This window comes from Sulfitobacter sp. G21635-S1, assembly GCF_027213915.1.
Taxonomy (GTDB): Bacteria; Pseudomonadota; Alphaproteobacteria; order Rhodobacterales; family Rhodobacteraceae; genus Sulfitobacter.
In genome coordinates this window covers 20,866-43,361 of the sequence record NZ_JAPWGV010000022.1, presented here as the reverse complement: position 1 = coordinate 43,361, position 22,496 = coordinate 20,866, and the positions used below count along the sequence as shown (strand labels likewise).

Here is a 22,496-nt window from a genome sequence, read left to right as displayed (position 1 = left end):
GATATAGATAGGCGCGGCGGGCGATGATGTCAGCCCGCGCCGGGGCCGAAACCGAAGGCGCTGAGCCCGTCGAGCACGAATTGCACCGACAGGGCGGCCAGCAGCATGCCCAGCAACCGGGTGATCACGTCGATCCCGGTCTTGCCGATCACATGTTCGAGATAGCTGGAGGCCTGCAGCAGCAGGGCCATCACCACAAGCGTGAGCGCGGTGATCCCCAGCACCGTCACCAGCCCCTCGGCCCCCGGGCGTTCGCCGGTCAGCAGGATCACCGAGGCGATGGAGCCGGGACCGGCCATCAGCGGGATCGCCAGCGGAAACACCGAAGGATCATCGACGGAGGTCTCGTCGGTGCGGTCCTCGCGCCGTTTCGTGCGCCGCTCGAACAGCATGTCGAGGGCGGTCAGGAACAACAGGATGCCCCCCGCGACCCGGAAGGCGGGCATGGAGATGCCGATGAAGCCCAGAACGGCCTCGCCCAGAAAGGCAAAGAGGGTCAGCACCAGGCCCGCGACCAGCACCGCCCGCCAGGCCACGCGCCGCCGCTGGGCGCGGGACATGCCGGGCGTCAGGGCGATGAAAAGCGGGGCGATGCCGATCGGGTCGATCACCACGAACATGGTGACCAGCGCGGTGATCATATAGGCGGTGTCGAGCGTCATGATGCCGTGATCCGATTGCGGGCTGCGCCCATTCCATTGTTTTGCGGGGGCGCTGCCCCCATCGGCCAGAGGCCGATTCCCCCGGGAATATTTTTCGCCAAAAAGAAAGTCAGGCGGTGGCTTTCTCCAGCTTTTCCTGTGCCGACAACCAGAGTGTTTCCGCGCGTTCGAGCGCCTGCATCACTTCGGCGTATTTCTTGTTCCAGACTTCCAGCTCGCCCAGCTTGGTATCTTCGTAGAGGGCGGGATCGGCCAGCTTCTTGGCCAGTTTATCGCGCATTTCGTTGATTTTCTCAACGCGGGCTTCGGATTTGCGGACTTCCGAGCGCAAGACAAGGATATCTTCGCGGCTGGCGCGCTTTACCTTGGGCGTCTCCCTGGGCTTGCTGTTCTTGCTGACCGGACGGGTCGGCTGCAGCAGCATCTTGCGGTAACTTTCCAGATCGTCCTCGTAAGGGGTGACGGTGCCGTTCGACACCAGCCAGAGCCGGTCCGCCACCATGGAGAGCAGGTGCATGTCGTGGCTGACCAGGATCACCGCACCGGAATATTGCGTCAGCGCCTCCACCAGCGCCTCGCGGCTTTCGATGTCGAGGTGGTTGGTCGGCTCGTCGAGGATCAGCAGATGCGGCGCGTCCAGCGTCGCCAGCTGCAGCGACAGCCGCGCCTTCTGACCACCCGACAGGCGGCCGACCTCGGTTTCGGCCTGATCGGCGCCCAGGCCGAATCCCGCCAACTGCGCGCGCAGTTTGGAATGCAGCACGCCGGGGCGTGCGCTGATCATGTGCTGCAGCGGGGTTTCGTTGATGTGCAGCTCGTCCACCTGGTGCTGGGCAAAGAAGCCGATGCGCAGCTTGTTGGCCTTCACCGCCTTGCCGTCCATCAGCACCAGCCGGTCCGACAGCAGCTTTGACAGGGTCGATTTGCCCTGACCGTTCTTGCCCAGCAGCGCGATGCGGTCGTCCTGGTCGATGCGCAGGTTCAGCCGGGACAGCACCGGCTGGCCGGGGGTATAGCCTGTGGAACCGCCCTCGATGGAGATGATGGGGGGCGACAGCTCTTCCGGTTCGGGGAAGGTGAAGACCCGTTTCGCCGCCTGTTCGGGGGTCGAGATCATGTCCATCTTCTCGATCATCTTGAGGCGCGACTGGGCCTGTTTGGCCTTGGAGGCCTTGGCCTTGAACCGGTCTACGAAGGCCTGCATGTGGTCGCGGCGGGCCTGTTGTTTCTTGGCCATGGCGGCCTGCACCGCGCGCTGTTCGGCGCGCTGGCGGGCGAATTGGTCATAGGGGCCCTGATAGAAGGTCAGCTTGCGGTCTTCCAGATGCAGGATGCCGTTCACGGCCCGGTTCAGCAAACCGCGGTCGTGGCTGATGATGATGACCGTATGGGGGTACCTGGCCAGGTAGCTTTCCAGCCAGAGCGCGCCTTCGAGGTCGAGATAGTTGGTCGGTTCGTCCAGCAGCAGCAGGTCGGGCTGGGCAAAGAGCACGCCCGCCAGCGCCACGCGCATCCGCCAGCCGCCCGAGAAGTCGGAGCAGGGCATCTGCTGTTCGGCGTCGTCAAAGCCCAGGCCCTTGAGGATCGAGGCCGCGCGCCCTTCGGCGGACCAGGCGTCGATATCGGCCAGCCGCGCCTGGATGTCGGCGATGCGGCCGGGATCCTTTGCCGTCTCCGATTCCGCCATGAGTGCTGCGCGTTCGGTATCGGCGGCCAGCACGGTGTCGATCAGCGAGACGTCGGAGGAGGGGACCTCCTGCGCCACGCCGCCGATCCTGGCCCGGCTCGGCAGGCTGATGTCGCCGCCGTCCAGCGCCAGTTCACCGCGGATGATGCGGAACAGGGTGGTTTTGCCCGCGCCATTGCGCCCGACAAGGCCAACCTTGTGACCTTCGGGGATGACGGCGCTTGCCTCTTCAAAGAGCGGACGGCCCTCGACGGAGTAGTTGATTTCGGAAATGCGTAACATGGACGCGGTGTGGACCAAGTTGCAGGCCCCGTCAATCGCGGCTTTTCAAGCCCCGGACCCCATGGTAGGGAGCGCCAAATTCAACACCCCGAAGGAGCAAGCCACATGGCCCTTGAGCGTACATTTTCGATCATCAAGCCCGACGCCACCCGCCGCAACCTGACCGGCGCCATCAACAAGAAGTTCGAGGATGCCGGTCTGCGCATCGTGGCGCAGAAGCGGATTCACCTGACCAAGGCGCAGGCGGGCGAGTTCTACAAGGTGCATGCCGAGCGTCCCTTCTATGACGAGCTGTGCGAATTCATGGCCTCCGCGCCGATCGTGGCTCAGGTTCTGGAAGGCGAAGGCGCCATTGCCAAGAACCGTGAAGTGATGGGGGCCACCAACCCCGCCGATGCTGAAGCCGGCACCATCCGCGCCGAATTCGCCGAAAGCGTTGGCGAAAACTCCGTGCACGGGTCGGACGCGCCCGAGACGGCAGCGGTCGAGATCGCCTATTTCTTCTCCGGCCTCGAACTGGTCGGCTGAGGCAGGCCTGACCGGAAGAGGGCGCGCCTGCGTCTTCCCTCAAGGTCTCCGATTTCTGACGCCCTCGCGGGAAACCGCGGGGGCGTTGGCGTTTTACGCGTGACTTTCGAACAATGCGGGCCCGGGCCGTCTGCCTGTGGTATGCGGTTCCTGATTGGAACACCTTGGAACACCTTGGAACTCTCGGGAACATATGGGGGAAGGCGCCATGACACCCGCGCTTGGCCGGATCGTTATCTATACCGGGAAGATCGACCAGATGGCCGATTTCTATGCGCGTCACTTCGGCTTTACGGTGAAGCGCGCTGAGGGGGACCGCATTGTGGAACTGGTGCCGCAAAATGCCGGTCTCAGCCTTCTGTTGCATCCCCTGGCGGCGAAACAGAAGGAAGGTCAGGTTCTGGTGAAGCTGGTGTTTGACGTCGAAGATGTCGCGGCGTTCTGCGCGGAAGCCAGCGCCAACGGGCTGGAGTTCGGAAAGGTCCATCAGGCGGATGGATACAGCTTTGCCAATGCCAAGGACCCGTCGAAAAATTCCATTCAGGTTTCGAGCCGGGCTTTCGCCGGGTCATGATCGGGGTCTGAGCCCGGTGGCGCGGCTCAGATGCTGGCGTAATCGGTGATCTGCGGCGGCTTGGGTTTGGGCTTTTGCGCCAGGCTCTGGTCCGGCGCGGGGGCCGGTTTGGGCGGTTCAGGGCGCGGATCGGGGTCATGGCGGGCCATATGACTGCTCCTCAATACAGGCGCGGGTTTGGCGCCCGGCTCAAAGGCTTGCGCAAGACTGTGCCGACAGCGGGGCTGAATTAAGGCGATAATAGGGCGTTATAGCGTCTGGGTGAGCCGGTATTCGGTGCTCTGTTGCCAGATGCGGCCCGGTTCCAGCGTGATCTGCGGAAAATGTCCATGATGCGGGGCGTCCGGCCAATACTGCGGTTCCAGCGCCATGGCGTGAAAGGGGCGCAGGCTTTGGCCGTCGGGCAGGGCGCCGGGCGTGTCGGGCAGGAAGGCCCCGTTATAGACCTGAAGTCCGGGCGCATCCGTGGCGATGCGCAATTGCGTGCCGGTGCTGCCGGTCAGCCAGGCCACCGGGCGGATCTGCGCAGCGGGTGCATCGGAAAGGCAGTAGTTCAGGTCCAGCGCTTTGTCGCGCGGCACCGGCCGGGGGCTGCGAAAGTCGAAACGGGTTTCTGCAAGCGGGGCCACGGCACCCCGGGGCAGCCGCTGTGCATCAGTCGGCAGGTAGTGCGCGGCGTCGATCCGCAGATTGTGGCTGGTGATATCGCCAAGCCCGTCAAGGTTCCAATAGGGGTGATGGGCCAGATTCATCGCGGTTGCGCGGTCGGTTTCTGCACGCAGCGTCAGGCTCAGCAGCGCGCCGGTCAGCCGGTAGTCCGCGCGGATCACGCGGTTGCCGGGCAGGCCACCTTCGCCATCTTTCAGTTCGATCCCCAGAGTCAGATGGTCGGCGTTATGGGTAAGGACGTTCCATGCATGGCTGTGCAGGCCGTCGGGGCCGGAATGCAGGGTGTTTTCCCCTTCGTTCCGGAGCATCTGCCAGGGCTGGCCGGACAGGGAAATCCTGCCGCCCGTGATTCTGTTGGCCACCGGCCCCACGATGGCACCGGCATAGATCGGCAGCCGCGCATGATCTTGCGGGTCGGCAAATCCCAGCACGAGGTTCTGTGTGCCGCCCTGCAAATGCAGCCCGACCAGTGACGCGCCTTGGGGCAGGATCTGCGCCGTCAGCGCGCCGGAGCGGATGGTGAGGGGGGCAAAGGGCGACATGGCTCCTTGATGCGGTCTGCATGCGGCGCAGGCAAGAGGCGGCAGGGGGTTTGCACAAAAATTGATCACTGTGATCTGAAAACGGGCGAAATGCCCGGCTGGCCCCGCGCAAAGAATTGCGATGGCGGTGGGGGGAGGTAGGTTGATCGGTGACCATTCGGGAAAGGACAGACGATCACCTCTTTTGCGCCGCAGGACTGGCTTGATGCCGTGCCGCTGCAGCCCCGCACCCGTGGGGCTGGCAGCATCGCCGTGCGCGTTGGCGCGCGTGGGGAGACGCGGCTGGCCAACCTGCGCCAGTCCGGGGCGATGAAGCTGGTGCTGCCGCGGGTTTTCCGCCCCGACATCGAGGCTGTGATCGTGAACACGGCGGGGGGCGTGACCGGCGGTGACCGGTTGCAGCTGGAGGCGGTGGCGGGTGCCGGAGCCTGCCTGACGCTGAGCACGCAGGCGGCGGAACGAATCTACCGCGCGCAGCCGGGCGAAGTGGGGTGCGTGGACACCCGGCTTGAGGTGGCGGCGGGGGCGCGGATCAACTGGTTGCCGCAGGAAACGATCCTGTTCGACCACGCCGCCCTGAACCGCCGCCTGACCGTTGATCTGGCCGCCGATGCGGGGTTCCTGATGGTGGAAACCCTGGTCTTTGGCCGTGCCGCCATGGGCGAGGTCCTGCACGAAGTGCATCTGCGCGACCGCATCCGGATCAACCGGGAGGGCGCGCCGCTCTATCTGGACGGGATTGCGCTGGAGGGCGATGTGCAGCGCCATCTGGCGCGGCCCGCCATTGCGGGGGGCGCCGGGGCGGTGGCGACGCTGGTTTTTGTGGGCGTTGAGGCCGAGGCGCAGTTGCGGCCCCTGCGCGCCTTGCTGCCCGAGACGGCGGCGGCCAGCCTGCTGCCGGGCGGGGTGCTGGTGGCCCGTTTGCTGGCATCGGACAGTTTCGAGCTGCGCCGCGCCGTGATCCCCGCCCTGATGCTGTTGAACGATGGGCACCTGCCGCTGAACTGGAGACTATGAAATGCAATTGACCCCAAGGGAAAAGGACAAGCTGCTGGTGGCCATGGCCGCCGAAGTGGCGCGCAAGAGGCTGGCACGCGGCGTGAAGCTGAACCATCCGGAGGCGATTGCCCTGATCACCGACACGGTGGTGGAGGGCGCGCGCGACGGCCGTTCCGTGGCCGACATGATGGAGGCGGGGGGCCATGTGCTGACCCGCGACCAATGCATGGAAGGCATCGCCGAGATGATCCACGACGTACAGGTCGAGGCGACCTTTCCCGATGGCACCAAGCTGGTGACCGTTCACAACCCGATCCGCTGAAAAGGAAAATCCATGAAGATCATATCGACCCTTGGCCTTGTCGTCCTGGCTGCACCGGTGGCCGCCCATACCGATGCGGGGCTGCACCTGCATCCGCATGTCTCGGACGGTGCGGCGGCCTGGTTGCCGCTGGTGCTGGGCATGGTCACCATCGTCACTGCCGTCGCGGTGACGGCGGGACGTGCGGCCATCCGGGCACGCAACACGCGGGATCGCCGCAAATGATCCCCGGCGAAGTGATCCCTGCCGCAGGCGACATCACCCTGAACGCGGGGGCGGATGCGGTGGTGCTGATGGTGGCCAATACCGGCGACCGCCCGGTGCAGGTGGGCAGCCACTATCATTTCGCCGAAACCAACCCGGCGCTTGAGTTCGACCGCGCCGCCGCCCATGGGCGTCGTCTGGACATCGCCGCAGGCACCGCCGTGCGCTTCGAACCCGGCCAGCGCCGCGAGGTGGCGCTGGTGCCCTATGGCGGCAAGCGGGTGGTCTTTGGCTTCAATGGCAAGGTGATGGGGGCACTGGATCAATGACCCTTGTCTGCGAGAACAATGCGCAAAAGTTGCGCTACAAGAACCCAGTCTTCGTTGATGCCGAAATACTGGAATACCACGATTGCGATGTGAAGGCAGACGCTCGGTTTCATTTGAAAGCTCCTACAAAGAGCAGCGGGTTGCCGCTCGGGAGCCTCCCAAGAATACCAGTTTTCTCGCTGCCCAAATGCACGAGCTCCCGTCACTCTTGGGTAGATCGCCGAAAGACAGAAATAGTGAATTTAATTCAGGGAGTTAACGCCTGATGCCCACCCAAATCCCCCGCGCGCAATATGCCGCCATGTATGGCCCCACCACGGGCGACCGTCTGCGTCTGGCCGATACCGACCTGATCATCGAGGTGGAGCGCGACCTGACCACCTATGGCGAAGAGGTGAAATTCGGCGGCGGCAAGGTGATCCGCGACGGCATGGGGCAAAGCCAGGTGACCCGCGCGGGCGGGGCGGTCGATACCGTCATCACCAATGCGCTGATCGTTGACCATGCGGGCATCTACAAGGCCGATGTGGCGCTGAAAGACGGGCTGATCCATGCCATCGGTAAGGCGGGCAACCCCGACACGCAACCGGGCGTGGACATCATCATCGGGCCGGGGACCGAGATCATCGCGGGTGAGGGACGTATCCTCACAGCAGGGGGCGTGGACAGTCACATCCACTTCATCTGCCCGCAGCAGATGGAGGATTCGCTGCATTCCGGCGTCACCACCTGTTTCGGTGGCGGCACCGGGCCTGCCCATGGCACGCTGGCCACCACCTGCACGCCGGGGCCCTGGCACATCGGGCGGATGTTGCAGGCCTTCGACGGCATCGCGATGAACGTCGGCCTGTCGGGCAAGGGCAATGCCAGCCAGCCGGAGGCGCTGGTGGAGATGGTCCGGGGCGGGGCATCGGCGCTGAAGCTGCATGAAGACTGGGGCACCACCCCCGCCGCCATCGACTGCTGCCTCAACGTGGCCGACGACATGGACGTACAGGTGATGATCCACACCGACACGCTGAACGAATCCGGCTTTGTCGAACATACCGTGGGCGCGATGAAGGGCCGAACCATCCATGCCTTCCACACCGAGGGCGCGGGCGGCGGCCATGCGCCGGATATCATCAAGATCTGCGGCGAAAGCTTCGTGCTGCCGTCCTCCACCAACCCGACGCGGCCTTTCACCGTGAACACGCTGGAAGAGCATCTGGACATGCTCATGGTCTGTCACCACCTGGACAAGTCGATCCCGGAGGACATCGCATTCGCCGAAAGCCGCATCCGGCGCGAGACGATTGCGGCGGAAGATATCCTGCATGACATGGGGGCCTTCAGCATCATCGCCAGCGACAGCCAGGCCATGGGCCGGGTAGGCGAGGTGCTGATCCGCACCTGGCAGACCGCTGACAAGATGAAGAAACAGCGCGGGCGACTGGCCGAGGAAACCGGCGAGAACGACAATTTCCGCGTCCGCCGCTATATCGCGAAATACACCATCAATCCCGCCATCGCGCAGGGGGTCTCTCATGCCGTGGGCTCCATCGCGCCGGGCAAACGGGCCGATCTGGTGCTGTGGAGCCCGGCGTTTTTCGGGGTGAAGCCGGAAATGGTGATGATGGGCGGCACCATTGTCGTGGCGCAGATGGGCGACCCCAATGCATCCATCCCCACGCCGCAACCGGTCTATACCCGGCCCATGTTCGGCGCTTACGGGCGGTCGGTGGAACATTCCAGCGTGACCTTTGTGTCGCAGGCGGCGCAGGCCGATGGCATCCGCGCCAGCCTGGGGCTGGCCAAACAGACCATCGCCGTCGCGGGCACCCGCAACATCGGCAAGAAGGATCTGTTGCTGAACGATGCCACCCCGAAGGTGGAGGTGGACCCGGAGACCTACGAGGTGCGCGCGGATGGCGAATTGCTGACCTGCGCCCCGGCAGAGGTGCTGCCGATGGCACAACGCTATTTCATGTTCTGAGAAAGGAAGTCGAAGATGACACAGACCGCCGAAAGGACAAGAACACTGCCCGTGGCGCAGACTCATTTGAAAAAGGGACATTGGTCCGGGCCCGCCGAAATCTGCCTGCTGGATTACGAGGCGCGTTTTCTGCGCCGCAAGCGGCTGGAAACGGTGGAGGGGCGGCCGTTTCTGGTGGATCTGCCGCAGACGACCTCGCTGGATCATGGCGATGCGCTGGTGCTGGAGGACGGGACCTATATCCTTGTCCGCGCGGCAGAGGAGGCGCTGTTGCGCGTCACCGGGCCGGACCTGGCGCGGCTGGCCTGGCATATCGGCAACCGGCACACGCCCTGCCAGATCGCGGCGGATCATCTGCTGATCCAGAACGATCCGGTGATCGGGCATATGCTGGAACATGTGGGCGCGACCCTGACCGAGGTCACGGCGCCCTTCACGCCGGAGGGAGGTGCCTATGGCCATGGGCGGACCCATAGCCATGAACACGGGAACACGGCGCATGCCCACTGACAGCGATCTGCTGACCCTCGCGCAATGGTTTTCGCCCAGCTATCCGCTGGGCTCCTTTGCCTATTCGCACGGGTTGGAGATGGCCATCGTGACCGGCCGGATCGACAGTGCCGGGAGCCTGCAGGCATGGCTGGAGGACGTACTGGCCCATGGCACCGGGCGCAATGATTGCATCCTGATCCGCGCGGCCCATGCCTGCACAGACCTGGATGCGGTGGCCGAGGTGGACGGACATGCCCGCGCCTTTGCCAGCAGTGCCGAACGTCTGGCGGAAACCCGGGTCCAGGGCGGGGCATTCGCACGGACCACGGCCGCGATCTGGGGCGCTGCGCTGCCGGAACTGACCCATCCCGTTGCGGTGGGCTATGCCGCCGGGCGGATGTCCCTGCCGCTGGAATTGACGGCACAGATGTATCTGCAGGCCTTTGCAAGCAACCTCGTCTCTGCCGCGGTGCGGCTGGTGCCACTGGGCCAGACCGAAGGGCAGGCCTGTCTGGCCGCCCTCAGCGGGCTGGTGCGGCAGGTCGTTGCAAAAAGCAGGGGCATGGACCTCGACGATCTGGCCGGCAGCGCCTTTTTGTCCGATGTGGCCGCGATGCGGCACGAAACACTTGAACACAGGATATTTCGATCATGACCGGCATGAATGGCCCCTTGCGCATCGGGATCGGCGGCCCCGTGGGCGCGGGCAAGACCACGCTGACCGCCGCCCTGGCGCGCGTCTTTCACCCCGCGCTTTCCATCGGGGTAATCACCAATGACATCTATACGCAGGAGGATGCGGAAGCGCTGATGCGCATGCAAATCCTGCCGCAGGACCGGGTGATCGGGGTGGAAACCGGGGGCTGCCCGCATACGGCGATCCGCGAGGATGCCTCGATCAACTTGGCCGCCATTGCCGAGATGCGTGAACGCCATGCGGACCTCGATCTGGTGCTGATCGAAAGCGGCGGCGACAACCTTTCTGCCACCTTCAGCCCCGAACTGGCGGATGTGACGCTTTACGTCATCGACGTGGCGGCGGGTGAAGAGATTCCGCGCAAGGGCGGGCCTGCCATCACCAAATCGGACCTGCTGGTGATCAACAAGACCGATCTGGCCCCCCATGTGGGCGCATCGCTTGAGGTCATGGCCCGTGATGCGGCGCGGATGCGCGGGGACAGGCCGGTGGCATTCTGTGCCCTGCGCCATGGCACCGGCGTGCAGCAGGTGGTGGACCATGTGCTGTCCATCGGCGGTTTGCAGATGCCACAGGCCGCAATCGCGGATGCCTGACGCAACAGGGCCCGCGCCGGGGCGCGGGCCGTGTCATCAAATGGGTTTGCGTGAGCGAAAGGCGTTCAGCCTTCCTCTTCCTTGACCTCTTTCGGCGTGACGATCACGCCGCGTTCCACAAAGAAGGCACCGGTGCGGTAGAAGGGCACAAAGGATTCTGTCTGCAGCTCGCCCCGGCCGTTGTCGATGGGGTTCACGATCTCCTGCTTTTCTTCGGTCGCGGCGCGCAATTCATAGCGATAGACGCCATCCTGAACCTCGCCCGGTTGCAGTTCGAACACCGGTGTGCCGGATTTTGCAAAGATTTCGGTGATCTTGCCGTTGGGGGCGGCGACAACCATGCTGGCGTTGCTCAGCCCGATCCAGTTCTCGAACCAGACGGCGTTGGAATTATGCTGCTGGACCGGATCGGCGGCCCAGGCTGTGCCGGCGCTGAATAGGGCAAGCGAAGTGGTCAGGGCAATTGATTTCAAAAGACGGGACATGACATACCTCGTTCCGTTTAAATATACTTCGGGGCACGCGACCCCTATGATACATGAACATGGAATTCCGCCCTCTGGCAAGGGGCGCGGGGGGTCGGGCTGGCGGATGGGCCTTTTGCTGCCGTGTTCTGGCGGTCCGGCGCAACGCCGTGTTATGCCCTGACAGAAGCGGGCAAGTCACGCCCCGGACCGGATCAAGGAAGCGCTATGAACCATTCAGCCCATTCCGAAGTGCATCTGGTGCACCGCATCGGCTGGCTGCGTGCCGCCGTGCTGGGCGCCAACGACGGGCTGGTCTCGACCGCCAGCATCGTGGTGGGGGTGGCCGCGGCAGGCTCCGGGCGACCCGAAATCCTGATTGCGGGCCTTGCGGGGCTGGTGGCGGGTGCCATGTCGATGGCCGCGGGGGAATATGTCTCTGTCAGTTCGCAGGCGGACACCGAGGCGGCGGACACCATCCGCGAACGGCAGGAATTGCAGACCGCGCCCGAGGCGGAACTGGATGAGCTGACCCAGATCTATGTCGAACGCGGGCTGGAGCCGGCGCTGGCGCGGCAGGTCGCAGTGCAACTGACGGAGAAAGACGCCCTGGGCGCGCATCTGCGGGACGAACTGGGCATTGTCGACACGGCTGCGGCCCAGCCGATGCAGGCGGCGCTGGTCTCTGCCGTGACATTTGCGGCAGGTGCGGTGGTGCCGCTGATCGCCGCGGCCCTTGCCGGATATGCGCGGATCGGTCTTGTGGTCGCGCTGACAACGCTGGTGGCCCTTGCCGTGCTGGGTGCGCTTGGGGCCGTGGTGGGCGGTGCCGGGCTGATCAGGGGCGCGGCGCGGGTCATGTTCTGGGGCGCGCTTGCCATGGCGGTGACCGCCGGTGTCGGCATGGTCTTTGGCGTCAGTCTCGGCTGACCGCCATCGGGCTGCAATAACCCCGAGGAGCAGCGCAGCGGGCTTGTCCGAACCGCCGCTTCAAGATGCAAAAATACTGTCGGATGCAAAGCATGACTGGCTTTTGTGACATTCTTCAAACCCAAGTCGCATGGGCAAAGTGGAACGGCCATTCGTGCCTGGCGCAGCGAACGACCGAACAGAGCCCTTTCCGCTTCCCCCGGCGCGGAATCAAGGCCGCAGGCCGCCGCGCATCGCCGGGCCGTCCCCTGGCACGGCGATTTGGCTGCTGTTATGCCACATCGTTATGTAGGATGTGCTTGGCTGCCATTAAGTGCCAGTCACTGAGGTCGGATCGCCGAACCACGGCCCGTCGATGCGCGGCTTGACGTTTCGTTGCGCTCACCCGTTGAAGCCGCCCCCGCTCATCGGACAATCGCGCGTCCCGCAGCGCAGGTCCGGTTTGGGTCGGAAAGGCTCGGCATTTGAGGCAGGATTGCTTGGCCCGGTCTTCCGACAGGATTCAGAAAATCCAAAGGCATGAGTGGCTTTCGGATGGCAGTCGACAATGCTCCGAAACACCCTAACCGCAGGCAAATCCGTACGGCAACGCCACTGCGTTCCCGCCTCCTGCACAAAGCATGTGCAGGCCACCCGGCTTTGCAAACCCGCCTCCCGCGCCTACCTTCCAAGCAAGCAAAAGGAGCCCGATATGAGCTGGAACCCCGCCCTCGACCCCGATTGTCCCACCGGCGATGCCGTGGATGCCATTGAAACCGTGATTGTCCCCCGTGCCCGCGATCTGGGCGGCTTTGAAGTCCGCCGCGCATTGCCCGCACCGAAACGGCAGATGGTCGGCCCCTTCATCTTTTTCGACCAGATGGGGCCGGCCGAGTTCCTGACCGGCAAGGGGATCGACGTGCGCCCGCATCCGCACATCGGCCTCGCGACGGTGACCTATCTCTACAAGGGCAAGATCCACCACCGCGATTCGCTGGGCACCGATCAATGGATCGAACCGGGGGCGGTCAACTGGATGGTGGCGGGCCACGGCATCACCCATTCCGAACGCGCCGATGGCGATATGATAAAAGCGCCGCACAGCCTGTTCGGTCTGCAGACCTGGGTTGCCCTGCCCAGGAAATACGAGGATGAAGCCGCCGATTTCCAACATGCGGCCAAGGATGAGCTGCCGCTGCTGGAAGGCGAGGGCAAACAGGTGCGCCTGATCCTCGGCGATGCCTATGGCGAGACGGCGCCGGTCCGGGTCTTTTCCGAGACCTTCTATGCCGATGCGCTGCTGGAGGCGGGGGCCTCGATCCCGATGCCGGACAATCACGAGGACCGGGGGCTTTATGTCGTCTCCGGGTCCGTCACGGTCAGCGGACAGGATTTCGACGCGGGCCAGATGCTGGTCTTTCGCCCCGGCGACCGGATCAGCGCGCGTGCAGGCGAACAGGGCGCGCGGGTCATGTTGCTGGGCGGGGCCACGATGGACGGGCCGCGTCACATCTGGTGGAATTTCGTCGCCTCCTCGAAAGACCGGATCGACGCCGCAAAGGAAGCCTGGCGTGCGGGTGACTGGGCGCATGGCCGTTTCAAATTGCCGCCCGGCGACGATGCCGAATTCATCCCGGCACCTGCGCGCTAGGGGCAGGGATGCGGCGCGACGGCGGTTGTTTTGACGCTGGTGAATATTTCTGCATTTTCGTCGGGTTTGCGTCTTGACGCCTCGCGCCCACGCTCATATTACCACCAAACGCTTCGGGGCCTGCTCCGAAGCTGCAGTGGGCGGTTGTAGCTCAGTTGGTTAGAGTACCGGCCTGTCACGCCGGGGGTCGCGGGTTCGAGCCCCGTCAACCGCGCCACCGCTGCATAAAAGGCTCCCTTTCGGGGGCCTTTTTGCTTTTGGATCAAAAGTTTGAAGATGGGTCCGGGGCGGGGCGCCTGACCGCCCGTCACCGGGGCAGTGCCCTGCAGGGTCTTAACATTCCATTATTCCAGCGTGTAAGAAGGGGCATGAACGTTTCCGCCATTCCCCATGCCCGGCTGGGCATCTTTTGCATGCTGGCGGGGATGTTCCTGATTTCCGTCAACGACATGCTGATCAAATCCCTGTCGGGGGGCTATCCGCTGCACCAGCTTGTGATGTTCCGCGCGCTGGTCGGGCTGGTCTTTACCCTGTTCCTGCTGAGGATGGAGGGGGGCTGGAGCCTGCTGCGCACCGGGCGGCCGCTGTTGCACCTGCTGCGGGCCTTGCTGCTCGTCTTTGCAAACACCATGATCTATGCCGCCATCGTGGCGATGCCGCTGGCCACGGCCAATGCGCTGTATTTCGTGGCACCCCTGTTCGTGACGCTGCTGTCGATCCCGATCCTGGGTGAAAAGGTCGGGCCGCGCCGTTTTGCGGCGATCGGGCTGGGGTTCGGGGGCGTGCTGCTGATGATGACGTCGCAACTGGGCACCGGGGAGGGCGCCCTGGGCTGGGTGGTGATCCTGCCAATACTGGCGGCGGCGGGATATGCCATGATGTCGGTGCTGACCCGCAAGCTGGGGGCCACCAGCCGCGCCTCGGCGCTGGCGCTGCACATGCAGATCGCCTTTATCGCCGTCAGCGTCTGCGTCTTTGTGGTGGCGGGAGACGGGCGTTTTGCCGCAAGTACAGAGAATGAAAGCATCAGGTTCCTGCTGCGGGCCTGGATCTGGCCGCCCGTGGCGGATGTCCTGCCGATCACATTGCTCGGGCTGGTGGCCGCCGCCGTGGGCTATCTCATGGCGCAGGCCTACCGGCTGAGCCCGGCCTCGGCGGTGGCGCCTTTCGAATATTCGCTGCTGATCTATGCGCTGTTCTGGGGCTGGACGATCTTTGGCGAATGGCCCGCGCCGATGGTCTTTGCCGGGGCCGCGGTGGTGATCGGGTCGGGCATCTATGTCTTTGTGCGCGAAGGGCAGCGCAAGTCAGTCCGCCGCGTTTGACATCGCGCGCCGTTCGCGGTGGTCGAAACGGGCCACCAGGAAATCCACGAAGGCCCGGATGCTGGGCGACAGATTGCGTTTCTGCGCATAGCTGACGGCGACATCCGCATGGTTCTGGGTGTATTCCGGGAACAACCGGACCAGTTCGCCCGATGCGATCTTGTCCGCCACCAGATAGGTGGAAAGCCGTGCGATCCCCAGGCCGGACAGCGCCGCGATAAAGACCGCATCGGCACTGTTGCCCTCGAAATTGCCGTCTGCTTCCACCGAATAGCGGATACCGTCCAGTTCCGCATGCCAGGCGTTGCGTCCGCGCGCGTTGGAGGTGCGCAGGCAATTGTACCGGGTCAGTTCGGCAAAGGTGGCAGGCGCGCCGTGGCGCGCGATGAAACGGGGTGCGGCGCACAGGATGCGTTCGTTGCGCATGATCCGCCGCACGATCACATTGGGGTTGGTCAGCTGCTCGGCAAAGCTGATGGCGGCGTCATAGCTTTCTTCCTCGATGTCGATGGTCCGGTCGGTCAGTTCGAGAGAGAATTTGATATCCGGGTATTTCTCCAGGAATTCGGGCAGGACATGCATCAGCTGTGCCTTGCCGAAAGCAACGCTTGAGGCCACGCGCAGCAGGCCGGATGGCGCGGCGCTGAAGCTGTTGATGTAATCTTCGGCCTCGTAGAACTTCTCGGCCACGGCGCGGCATTTCTCGTAATACCGCTTGCCCTCTTCGGTCAGCGACACGCCTGCACGGGTGCGGCGCAACAGGCGGTGGCCCACGTGATCCTCCAGATGGCCGATCTGTTTGCTGACCGCCGAAGGCGTCTGCCCGCTGGCCCGTGAGGCTGCGGAAATGCTGCCCGTCTCGACCACCCGGACAAAGGCCAACATCTGCGATGAAACGTCCATGACGCCTGAACCTTTCCTGCTGGGCATAGCCCCTATGCGCATTTGACGGGTACTAATCCGGCTGGTTGCGAACTATCTCTGCATTGCAGCATAAACATATACTGCATCGCAGCATAATCAAGAAAAGGAGTGGTCTTAATGGCAACTGCAACACATCGCAACCAACCGCTCGTCCAGGGTTTCGGCACCTATCTGAGCGCTCGTTTTCAGCATCTGGGCGCCGCCCTCAAACTGGCCCAGCGGCGCCGCGCCATTTACCGGCGCACCGTCAATGAACTGGTCGGCCTGTCCGACCGCGATCTGGCTGACCTCGGCATCCCGCGCGCGCACATCCGCCGCGTTGCCAAGGAAGCAGCAGGCATGGAGAATTAACATGGCACATCACAGCACAATCAACACCCAGAGCGCATTCCTTGAACGCGCCGTGGAATTCCCGGGCACACTGGCACGCGGATTTGGCAGAGCCGTCCTGCGCGGCGTCAAGATGATGCAATACGGCCGTATGCTTTCGGTCCTGAACGCAAGCAGCGACCGGCAGCTTGAAGCAATGGGAATCACCCGCGCGGACATCCCGCGTCATGCGGCCCATCTGATCGATTACGAATACGACGGCCTTTAAGCAGGTCTGACGGAATTTCGCGCGGCACGCCCGCGCCCAGAGATCAACGGTGCGCCAGATTGCTGCGCGCGCTGTTGCCAGGCAACCGGTCTCGCTCCTCCCAGAGATAACCGGTGCCGACTTTAACGGTGCTTCCTCCCTGAAGCCGTTATACAGACCGGCACGCTCACCTCCTCCCGAGCGTGTCGGTCCCTGTTTTCCCGCAGCCCCCCCCGCAATACCCGTTGATATCAGGTCAGCGCATCCAGGATGCGCGCCCAGGACCGGATGCCCTTGTGGAAACTCTCCATGTCGTATTTCTCGTTCGGGGAATGCAGCGCGTCGTCGTCCTTGCCAAAGCCGATCAGCATCGGTTCGGTGCCAAGGATCTGCTGGAAGTGACCCGCAATCGGGATCGAGCCGCCGCAACCGATATAGGCTGCCGGGATCTGCCATTCATCCGACAGCGCCTGGCGCGCCTTTTCGAACATCGGCCCGGAAATATCGGCGCCGGAGGCAGCGCTGGCGCCATGCCCGTGGAACGTGACCTCGCAATCGGCGGGCAGGGCGTTCTGCACCATGGCGCGGAAGTTTTCCCGGATCGCCAGCGGGTCCTGGGTGCCGACAAGGCGGAATGAAATCTTGGCATGGGCCATGGAGGGCAGGACGGTCTTGAACCCGTCGCCGGTATAGCCGCCCCAGATGCCGTTGACCTCGCAGGTGGGACGCGACCAGATCATCTCAAGCGGGGTGCGGTCCTGTTCACCGGCCGGGATGCTCAACCCGACATCGCCCAGGAAACTTTCGTGATCAAAGGCCAGGCCCTGCCATTGCGCCTCCAGCTCGTCGGAAAGCTCGGGCACGCCGTCATAGAAGCCGGGAATCGTGACGCGTCCGGTTTCGTCGTGCAGATTTGCGACAATGCCGCTGAGCACGCGGATCGGGTTCATCGCGATGCCGCCGTACATGCCGGAATGCAGGTCCTTGTTGGCGGCGGTCACGGTCAGTTCCTCGCCCAGCAGGCCGCGCAGCATGGTGACGATGGCGGGGGTCCGGGATTCGAACAATCCGGTGTCGCAGATCAATGCGATGTCGGTTTTCAGCTCTTCGGCGTTTTCCTGCATGAAGGGCACCAGCGAGGGGGAGCCGGATTCCTCTTCGCCCTCCAGGAAAAAGGTGATGCGGCAGGGCCAGTCGCCCTTGACCTCTTTCCATGCGCGCAAGGCCTCGACAAAGGTCATCAACTGGCCCTTGTCATCCGAAGACCCGCGCCCGCGGATCACCTTGCCCTTGGCGGTGTCCTGAACTTCGGGATCGAAAGGGTCGCGGTCCCACAGGTTCAGCGGGTCAACGGGCTGCACATCGTAATGGCCATAGAACAGCAGATGCGGGCCGCTGTCGCCGAGGTGGCCCACAACCATCGGATGCCCCGGCGTGGGGCGTTTGCTGGCGTCGATGCCCATGGCGGTCAGATCGGCAACCAGCCAGTCGGCGGCGCGGTCGCAATCTGCCTTGAACGCGGGATCGGTCGAAATGGACGGGATTCGCAGAAGGTCCAGCAGGCGGTCGGTTGCGGCGGGCAATTCGGCGTCGATACGGGCCAGGACGGCGTCTAGGGACATGGTGTACTCCGGTTGTCAGGCTGATTGGCGCGACCGTATCAGCCAGGCTGGCAGTGTCCAGAGACGGGGCAGGTGCCTAGGTCGTGTTGACATTCATTGTCGCCCACCCGTTTCAGTCCAAAATTGCTCAGTTCCAGGCAAGAGAGTGCAGGAATAGCCAGCTATTTCAAGCTCTCTTAACGCAGAAATGGGCAATTTTGGCGAAACCCCTGCGGGGCGCGGCGGATTTTGCCTCTGCCATCCCGGATGTTCACTTCCAATGATCACATTGCTGCGCTCACATCAGGGCGCCAGCGGCAAAATCCGTCTCGCGCGGGTGGGCGACAATGAATGTCAACACGACCTAGCGGCGGTTGATGGCCCATCCCAGCAGCAGGCACAGGGCGGCCGAGCTTGCAAAGGACAGGGTCAGAAGCGCGGGGCTGCCTGTGTAATTCTCGCTGATCAGGGTGCCGACGGGTATCGAGATGGCGGTGGACAATGCGCCCACCACGGCAGCGCCAAGCCCGGCAATATGGCCCAGGGGTTCCATGGCCAGGGCGTTGAGATTGCCGAAAAGCAGCCCCATGCAGAAAAAGTTGAACACCAGCCAGGCGATGAAAAGGCCAAAGGGCGGCAGCCCGCCGGTGGCCAGCGCCAGCAGGCCAAAGGCGCCGCCCCCGAGAATGACCCCGGTCAGCGCGATGTTGGACAGAAACCGCATCCCGAGCCGTTCGACCAGGGCGGAGTTCACGATGGCGGCAACCCCGATGGAGAAGGCGCCGGCCGCGAACCAGAGCGTAAAGGACAGACCGGTGTCATAGGTGGTCTGGAAAATCTGCTGCGCCAGGCTGAGGTAGGCCATGAAAGGCCCGAAGATCATCCCGGCGCAGACTGTATAGCCGATGGCGGCGGGGGTGGTCAGGATCGTCTTTACCCCCGCGATCAGGTTGCCGACCGACAGCGGGCGACGGGCCGGGACCGGCAGGGTTTCGACCTGGCGCAGGGTGAACCAGATCCAGGTCACGCCCGCCATGACCAGCAAGAGGGTAAAGGTGGCGCGCCAGCCGGAATAGGAAATCAGGATCTGCCCGATGCTGGGGGCGATGGCGGGCACCAGGATGAAAACCGCCATGACAAAGGACATGATCCGCGCCATCTGACGGCCCGCATAGCCGTCACGCACGATGGCCACCGCGATGATCCGGGGGCCGGACATGCCGATGCCCTGCAGCAGACGCCCCGCCAGCATGACCTCGAAACTGCGCGACAGCAGGCACATCAGCGTGCCGATGCAGAACACGATATAGCTGATGTGAATCACCGGCTTGCGCCCGTAACTGTCCGACAGCGGCCCGACCAGCAGCTGCCCCACCGCAAATCCGGCAAACAGGACCGAGATGATCAGATGCCCGTCCAGCGGGTCGGAATGGCCCAGATCGCTTGCGATCAGCACCAGCGCGGCCAGCATGATGTCGGTGGTCAGCGCAACCAGCGAGATCATCAGGGCGGTCAGGACAATGAATTCGACGAGGGAAGGGGTTGGTTTCGAAAATTTCATGCCTGTCTTTCGCCTAACCGGCCCGCCTGTGCAATGCTCAACATCCCAGATGCTTCACATCTTCGTGCCGACCGTTGGCGGAACGCCCTGCCGGACCGGTAGGGCATTCCTGACTGTCGCCCCCCTGCGACACCACGTACACTCTTGAGAAGTTGAATGTTTCAGGGTGTTTCTATATTCGTTCTAAAAAGAACAGGATCCCTGGTGCCTTGCCGGGGGTCGTGACTGCCAGGACTGGAGCGGCGCATGGACTATACAACAAAGCTGGATGAGGCGATTGCGCGTCTGCACGAAGAGGGTCGCTACCGGACGTTCATCGACATCGAGCGGCGCAACGGCCAGTTCCCCCATGCGATCTGGACCCGGCCTGACGGGGCCGAACGGGACATCACCGTCTGGTGCGGCAACGACTATCTTGGCATGGGGCAGAACCCCGTCGTTCTGGAAGCCATGCAAGAGGCCTTGCAGGCCACCGGCGCAGGCTCGGGCGGGACGCGCAATATTTCGGGCACCACGGTCTATCACAAGCGGCTGGAAGCGGAGCTTGCCGATCTGCACGGCAAGGAAGGCGCGTTGCTCTTTACCTCTGCCTATATTGCCAACGACGCCACCCTGTCGACGCTGCCCAAGCTGTTTCCCGGTCTGATCATCTATTCCGATGCGCTGAACCATGCTTCGATGATCGAAGGTGTGCGCCGCAATGGCGGGGCAAAACGGATCTTCCGGCACAATGATGTGGACCATCTGCGCCAGCTTCTGGAGGCTGACGACCCGGCAGCCCCCAAGCTGATCGCCTTTGAATCGATCTATTCGATGGATGGTGATTTCGGCCCGATCGAGGCGATCTGCGACCTGGCGGATGAATTCGGCGCGCTCACATACATCGACGAAGTGCATGCCGTGGGCATGTATGGCCCGCGCGGTGCCGGGGTTGCGGAGCGCGACCGGCTGATGCACCGGCTGGACATCATCAACGGCACGCTGGCCAAGGCATTTGGCGTCATGGGCGGTTATATCGCGGCTTCCGCCAAGATGTGCGATGCGATCCGGTCCTATGCGCCCGGCTTTATCTTTACCACCTCGCTGCCGCCTGCGATTGCGGCGGGTGCCGCGGCCTCGGTCGCCTATCTCAAACGCGCGACGGACCTGCGCGAAAAGCACCAGCAACAGGCCAAGGTATTGAAACTGCGGCTGAAAGGTCTGGGCCTGCCGATCATCGATCATGGCAGCCATATCGTGCCCGTGATGGTGGGCAACCCGGTCCATACCAAGCTGTTGTCGGACATGCTGCTGGAAGATCACGGCATCTATGTGCAGCCGATCAACTATCCCACCGTGCCGCGCGGCACGGAGCGGCTGCGCTTTACCCCGTCACCGGTTCACGGCCCGCGGGAAATGGATGCACTGGTACATGCGATGGACGGTTTGTGGTCGCATTGTGCGCTGAATCGTGCCGAAGCCGCTGGGTAAGCAGCAAAAACTCGTATTCCCCGTTGCCTTGTGTTAGTTTTGACTTAACAAAAGGTCAGACTCGAATCGGCTGCACGATATCGGGTTAAGGCTGCAGGCATAGAAACTACGGGGCATGGTTTATGATCGGGCGTTGGTCCTCCAAGGTCATAGAAGACGAGATAGTTGAACCCAAAGGGTTTGACGACTTTGACCTTCGCCTGGGAGATGTGATGCGCGGTGAACGCGCCACAATGGGCAAATCCCTGCTGGATGTTCAGCGGGAATTGCGGATCAAGGCCTCCTATATCGCTGCCATCGAGAATGCCGATCCGGATGCCTTTGACACACCCGGTTTCATCGCCGGTTACGTGCGGTCCTATGCACGTTACCTGAACATGGACCCCGACAAGGCCTTTACCTCCTTTTGCGCCGAATCCGGTTTTGCCGTGGCGCATGGCATGTCCGCCGAAGCCTCGGTGATCAAGAAACCCAGCTTTGAAGAACGTCGCAAACGCCCGTCCGAGGCGGATCTTTTCGCACGTCCGAACACGCCTTTCACACCTGTTGCAGACAGTATCCTCAGCCGCATCGAACCCTCTGCCGTCGGGTCGATGCTGGTGCTTGTCGTGCTGATCGGTGCCATCGGCTTTGGCGGGTGGAGCGTTTTGCAGGAAGTGCAGCGCGTGCAGGTCGCGCCGGTGGATCAGACCCCGGTTGTCCTGTCCGATCTTGATCCGCTTGACGGCGCCCTGTCAGCAGCGCCCGAGATCGGCGGTTCCGCAGATGCGCCGGACGCCATCGAGGCGCCCCGCGCCGATGCGCTGGACCGTCTCTATCGCCCGCAGGCGCTGGATGTGCCGGTTCTGGTCGCCCGCGATGCCCCGATTTCCACCATTGATCCGCGTTCGGTCGGGAATTTCCCGGACCTGTCCACCATCGGGTCACCTGCCGTGATCCAGACCGCCGAACTGACGCTGGATGCCGAGCCGGGGGCCGTCGGCTCTCCGGGTGGCGCTGTCCCGCAGGTTGTGGAAGGTGCTGCAGGGACCGTGCGCATGGTTGCCGCCTATCCGTCCTGGGTGCGTGTGACCGCTGCAAATGGCTCCGTCATCTTTGAAAAGGTGATGAACAAGGGCGATACCTACGATATTCCCGCCACGGAAGAGCCGCCAACCCTGCGCACGGGCGAATCCGGTGCGTTGTATTTCGCGCTGGCGGATGCCTGTGTCGGTCCGGTGGGCGCACGCGGTGCGATCACATCGAACCTGCCGCTGCATCACGAAGCGCTTGCGGAACTTTACGCGCCGGTTGACCCGACCAAGGAGCAGCCGCTGAGCCGGATGTTCGCCGACCTCGCGGGCAGCGACATCGACCCGGCCGTGCTGGCGGCGATGCCCTGCCAGACCCGGTAGAACAACGGGCTGCCCCCATTGCGAAGGGGCGGCCGAGTGTCTAGGTTCCCCTTGAATTCGCA

The 22,496-nt window shown here is 63.5% G+C and carries 25 protein-coding genes and 1 tRNA gene; 18 read left to right on the top strand and 8 right to left on the bottom strand.

All coding sequences use genetic code 11. The annotated features are described in order from the left end of the window. Window positions 1-29: 29 nt before the first annotated feature. Window positions 30-662, bottom strand: coding sequence for a MarC family protein (locus O4H53_RS19285; protein ID WP_114276537.1), 633 nt, complete (start codon window positions 660-662; stop codon window positions 30-32). Between the two features lie 109 nt (window positions 663-771). Then, a complete protein-coding gene (locus O4H53_RS19280; RefSeq protein ID WP_269366387.1) occupies window positions 772-2,631 on the bottom strand; it encodes an ABC-F family ATP-binding cassette domain-containing protein in 1,860 nt (619 codons plus the stop codon). Between the two features lie 105 nt (window positions 2,632-2,736). On the opposite strand from O4H53_RS19280, the gene ndk reads away from it, so the two are divergent. Further along, window positions 2,737-3,159, top strand: a complete 423-nt coding sequence (gene ndk / locus O4H53_RS19275) for a nucleoside-diphosphate kinase (protein ID WP_071972037.1) — start codon at window positions 2,737-2,739, stop codon at window positions 3,157-3,159. Between the two features lie 208 nt (window positions 3,160-3,367). After that, a complete protein-coding gene (locus tag O4H53_RS19270; protein ID WP_269366386.1) occupies window positions 3,368-3,733 on the top strand; it encodes a VOC family protein in 366 nt (121 codons plus the stop codon). Window positions 3,734-3,759: 26 nt separating this feature from the next. Here O4H53_RS19270 and O4H53_RS19265 read toward each other — a convergent pair whose 3' ends face one another. Both O4H53_RS19265 and O4H53_RS19260 read right to left on the bottom strand, forming a co-directional pair. Further along, window positions 3,760-3,882 carry a hypothetical protein gene (locus tag O4H53_RS19265; protein ID WP_269366385.1) on the bottom strand — a complete coding sequence of 41 codons (123 nt, stop codon included), beginning with the start codon at window positions 3,880-3,882 and terminating at the stop codon, window positions 3,760-3,762. Window positions 3,883-3,981: 99 nt separating this feature from the next. Further along, window positions 3,982-4,944, bottom strand: coding sequence for an aldose epimerase family protein (locus tag O4H53_RS19260; RefSeq protein WP_269366384.1), 963 nt, complete (start codon window positions 4,942-4,944; stop codon window positions 3,982-3,984). Between the two features lie 210 nt (window positions 4,945-5,154). Here O4H53_RS19260 and O4H53_RS19255 point away from each other — a divergent pair, with 210 nt between their 5' ends. The 8 genes from O4H53_RS19255 (at window position 5,155) to ureG (ending at window position 10,558) form a co-directional block, all read left to right on the top strand. After that, entirely contained in the window at window positions 5,155-5,961 is an 807-nt protein-coding gene (locus O4H53_RS19255; protein WP_331284244.1) for an urease accessory protein UreD, read from the top strand. A 1-nt stretch (window position 5,962) separates the two neighbouring features. Next, window positions 5,963-6,265 carry an urease subunit gamma gene (locus O4H53_RS19250; RefSeq protein ID WP_067292577.1) on the top strand — a complete coding sequence of 101 codons (303 nt, stop codon included), beginning with the start codon at window positions 5,963-5,965 and terminating at the stop codon, window positions 6,263-6,265. 12 nt (window positions 6,266-6,277) lie between these two features. Continuing rightward, complete coding sequence (locus O4H53_RS19245; RefSeq protein ID WP_269366382.1) at window positions 6,278-6,490, top strand: hypothetical protein; 213 nt, start codon at window positions 6,278-6,280, stop codon at window positions 6,488-6,490. Then, entirely contained in the window at window positions 6,487-6,798 is a 312-nt protein-coding gene (locus tag O4H53_RS19240; protein ID WP_269366380.1) for an urease subunit beta, read from the top strand. Before O4H53_RS19245 ends, O4H53_RS19240 begins: the two co-directional genes overlap by 4 nt. Before the next feature lie 265 nt (window positions 6,799-7,063). Then, entirely contained in the window at window positions 7,064-8,773 is a 1,710-nt protein-coding gene (gene ureC, locus O4H53_RS19235) for an urease subunit alpha (protein ID WP_269366377.1), read from the top strand. Window positions 8,774-8,788: 15 nt separating this feature from the next. Continuing rightward, window positions 8,789-9,283 (top strand): urease accessory protein UreE, encoded by a 495-nt coding sequence (locus O4H53_RS19230; RefSeq protein WP_269366376.1) that lies wholly within the window; start codon window positions 8,789-8,791, stop codon window positions 9,281-9,283. Then, window positions 9,273-9,920, top strand: coding sequence for an urease accessory protein UreF (locus O4H53_RS19225; protein ID WP_269366374.1), 648 nt, complete (start codon window positions 9,273-9,275; stop codon window positions 9,918-9,920). The genes O4H53_RS19230 and O4H53_RS19225 overlap by 11 nt, the downstream gene beginning before the upstream one ends. Beyond that, window positions 9,917-10,558: an urease accessory protein UreG gene (ureG, locus tag O4H53_RS19220; protein WP_269366372.1), complete on the top strand. Its 642-nt coding sequence runs from the start codon at window positions 9,917-9,919 to the stop codon at window positions 10,556-10,558. Before O4H53_RS19225 ends, ureG begins: the two co-directional genes overlap by 4 nt. A gap of 65 nt (window positions 10,559-10,623) precedes the next feature. On the opposite strand, the gene O4H53_RS19215 is transcribed toward ureG, so the two are convergent. Further along, window positions 10,624-11,043, bottom strand: a complete 420-nt coding sequence (locus O4H53_RS19215) for a hypothetical protein (protein ID WP_114276547.1) — start codon at window positions 11,041-11,043, stop codon at window positions 10,624-10,626. A gap of 207 nt (window positions 11,044-11,250) precedes the next feature. On the opposite strand from O4H53_RS19215, the gene O4H53_RS19210 reads away from it, so the two are divergent. The 4 genes from O4H53_RS19210 (at window position 11,251) to O4H53_RS19195 (ending at window position 14,907) form a co-directional block, all read left to right on the top strand. Then, window positions 11,251-11,952, top strand: a complete 702-nt coding sequence (locus O4H53_RS19210) for a VIT1/CCC1 transporter family protein (protein ID WP_269366370.1) — start codon at window positions 11,251-11,253, stop codon at window positions 11,950-11,952. A gap of 691 nt (window positions 11,953-12,643) precedes the next feature. Further along, window positions 12,644-13,582: a pirin family protein gene (locus tag O4H53_RS19205; RefSeq protein ID WP_269366368.1), complete on the top strand. Its 939-nt coding sequence runs from the start codon at window positions 12,644-12,646 to the stop codon at window positions 13,580-13,582. Between the two features lie 140 nt (window positions 13,583-13,722). After that, a tRNA-Asp gene (locus tag O4H53_RS19200) sits at window positions 13,723-13,799 on the top strand. A 151-nt stretch (window positions 13,800-13,950) separates the two neighbouring features. Beyond that, entirely contained in the window at window positions 13,951-14,907 is a 957-nt protein-coding gene (locus O4H53_RS19195; RefSeq protein ID WP_269366366.1) for a DMT family transporter, read from the top strand. Here O4H53_RS19195 and O4H53_RS19190 read toward each other — a convergent pair. After that, window positions 14,890-15,810, bottom strand: a complete 921-nt coding sequence (locus O4H53_RS19190; protein WP_269366364.1) for a LysR family transcriptional regulator — start codon at window positions 15,808-15,810, stop codon at window positions 14,890-14,892. The genes O4H53_RS19195 and O4H53_RS19190 overlap by 18 nt on opposite strands. 138 nt (window positions 15,811-15,948) lie before the next feature. Between O4H53_RS19190 and O4H53_RS19185 the strand changes: the two genes are divergently transcribed. Then, complete coding sequence (locus O4H53_RS19185; protein WP_269366362.1) at window positions 15,949-16,182, top strand: DUF1127 domain-containing protein; 234 nt, start codon at window positions 15,949-15,951, stop codon at window positions 16,180-16,182. Between the two features lies 1 nt (window position 16,183). Beyond that, window positions 16,184-16,429 carry a DUF1127 domain-containing protein gene (locus O4H53_RS19180; RefSeq protein ID WP_269366360.1) on the top strand — a complete coding sequence of 82 codons (246 nt, stop codon included), beginning with the start codon at window positions 16,184-16,186 and terminating at the stop codon, window positions 16,427-16,429. Window positions 16,430-16,659: 230 nt separating this feature from the next. Here O4H53_RS19180 and O4H53_RS19175 read toward each other — a convergent pair whose 3' ends face one another. Together O4H53_RS19175 and O4H53_RS19170 are read right to left on the bottom strand one after the other, a co-directional pair. Continuing rightward, window positions 16,660-18,030, bottom strand: a complete 1,371-nt coding sequence (locus O4H53_RS19175; RefSeq protein WP_269366358.1) for a M20/M25/M40 family metallo-hydrolase — start codon at window positions 18,028-18,030, stop codon at window positions 16,660-16,662. A gap of 343 nt (window positions 18,031-18,373) precedes the next feature. Continuing rightward, window positions 18,374-19,570 carry a multidrug effflux MFS transporter gene (locus tag O4H53_RS19170; protein WP_269366356.1) on the bottom strand — a complete coding sequence of 399 codons (1,197 nt, stop codon included), beginning with the start codon at window positions 19,568-19,570 and terminating at the stop codon, window positions 18,374-18,376. Window positions 19,571-19,816: 246 nt separating this feature from the next. Here O4H53_RS19170 and hemA point away from each other — a divergent pair, with 246 nt between their 5' ends. Together hemA and O4H53_RS19160 are read left to right on the top strand one after the other, a co-directional pair. Then, on the top strand, window positions 19,817-21,040 hold the full coding sequence (gene hemA, locus O4H53_RS19165) for a 5-aminolevulinate synthase (protein ID WP_114276472.1): 1,224 nt from the start codon (window positions 19,817-19,819) through the stop codon (window positions 21,038-21,040). Window positions 21,041-21,162: 122 nt separating this feature from the next. Further along, window positions 21,163-22,434 (top strand): helix-turn-helix domain-containing protein, encoded by a 1,272-nt coding sequence (locus O4H53_RS19160; RefSeq protein WP_269366353.1) that lies wholly within the window; start codon window positions 21,163-21,165, stop codon window positions 22,432-22,434. Window positions 22,435-22,496: the final 62 nt, after the last annotated feature.

What these genes read in the sequence shown, in the direction of transcription:
- O4H53_RS19285 (WP_114276537.1), bottom strand. Translation starts at nt 662, where the DNA reads ATGACGCTCGACACCGCCTATATGATCACCGCGCTGGTCACCATGTTC.
- O4H53_RS19280 (WP_269366387.1), bottom strand. Translation starts at nt 2,631, where the DNA reads ATGTTACGCATTTCCGAAATCAACTACTCCGTCGAGGGCCGTCCGCTC.
- ndk (WP_071972037.1), top strand. Translation starts at nt 2,737, where the DNA reads ATGGCCCTTGAGCGTACATTTTCGATCATCAAGCCCGACGCCACCCGC.
- O4H53_RS19270 (WP_269366386.1), top strand. Translation starts at nt 3,368, where the DNA reads ATGACACCCGCGCTTGGCCGGATCGTTATCTATACCGGGAAGATCGAC.
- O4H53_RS19265 (WP_269366385.1), bottom strand. Translation starts at nt 3,882, where the DNA reads ATGGCCCGCCATGACCCCGATCCGCGCCCTGAACCGCCCAAACCGGCC.
- O4H53_RS19260 (WP_269366384.1), bottom strand. Translation starts at nt 4,944, where the DNA reads ATGTCGCCCTTTGCCCCCCTCACCATCCGCTCCGGCGCGCTGACGGCG.
- O4H53_RS19250 (WP_067292577.1), top strand. Translation starts at nt 5,963, where the DNA reads ATGCAATTGACCCCAAGGGAAAAGGACAAGCTGCTGGTGGCCATGGCC.
- O4H53_RS19245 (WP_269366382.1), top strand. Translation starts at nt 6,278, where the DNA reads ATGAAGATCATATCGACCCTTGGCCTTGTCGTCCTGGCTGCACCGGTG.
- O4H53_RS19240 (WP_269366380.1), top strand. Translation starts at nt 6,487, where the DNA reads ATGATCCCCGGCGAAGTGATCCCTGCCGCAGGCGACATCACCCTGAAC.
- ureC (WP_269366377.1), top strand. Translation starts at nt 7,064, where the DNA reads ATGCCCACCCAAATCCCCCGCGCGCAATATGCCGCCATGTATGGCCCC.
- O4H53_RS19230 (WP_269366376.1), top strand. Translation starts at nt 8,789, where the DNA reads ATGACACAGACCGCCGAAAGGACAAGAACACTGCCCGTGGCGCAGACT.
- O4H53_RS19225 (WP_269366374.1), top strand. Translation starts at nt 9,273, where the DNA reads ATGCCCACTGACAGCGATCTGCTGACCCTCGCGCAATGGTTTTCGCCC.
- ureG (WP_269366372.1), top strand. Translation starts at nt 9,917, where the DNA reads ATGACCGGCATGAATGGCCCCTTGCGCATCGGGATCGGCGGCCCCGTG.
- O4H53_RS19215 (WP_114276547.1), bottom strand. Translation starts at nt 11,043, where the DNA reads ATGTCCCGTCTTTTGAAATCAATTGCCCTGACCACTTCGCTTGCCCTA.
- O4H53_RS19210 (WP_269366370.1), top strand. Translation starts at nt 11,251, where the DNA reads ATGAACCATTCAGCCCATTCCGAAGTGCATCTGGTGCACCGCATCGGC.
- O4H53_RS19205 (WP_269366368.1), top strand. Translation starts at nt 12,644, where the DNA reads ATGAGCTGGAACCCCGCCCTCGACCCCGATTGTCCCACCGGCGATGCC.
- O4H53_RS19195 (WP_269366366.1), top strand. Translation starts at nt 13,951, where the DNA reads ATGAACGTTTCCGCCATTCCCCATGCCCGGCTGGGCATCTTTTGCATG.
- O4H53_RS19190 (WP_269366364.1), bottom strand. Translation starts at nt 15,810, where the DNA reads ATGGACGTTTCATCGCAGATGTTGGCCTTTGTCCGGGTGGTCGAGACG.
- O4H53_RS19185 (WP_269366362.1), top strand. Translation starts at nt 15,949, where the DNA reads ATGGCAACTGCAACACATCGCAACCAACCGCTCGTCCAGGGTTTCGGC.
- O4H53_RS19180 (WP_269366360.1), top strand. Translation starts at nt 16,184, where the DNA reads ATGGCACATCACAGCACAATCAACACCCAGAGCGCATTCCTTGAACGC.
- O4H53_RS19175 (WP_269366358.1), bottom strand. Translation starts at nt 18,030, where the DNA reads ATGTCCCTAGACGCCGTCCTGGCCCGTATCGACGCCGAATTGCCCGCC.
- O4H53_RS19170 (WP_269366356.1), bottom strand. Translation starts at nt 19,570, where the DNA reads ATGAAATTTTCGAAACCAACCCCTTCCCTCGTCGAATTCATTGTCCTG.
- hemA (WP_114276472.1), top strand. Translation starts at nt 19,817, where the DNA reads ATGGACTATACAACAAAGCTGGATGAGGCGATTGCGCGTCTGCACGAA.
- O4H53_RS19160 (WP_269366353.1), top strand. Translation starts at nt 21,163, where the DNA reads ATGATCGGGCGTTGGTCCTCCAAGGTCATAGAAGACGAGATAGTTGAA.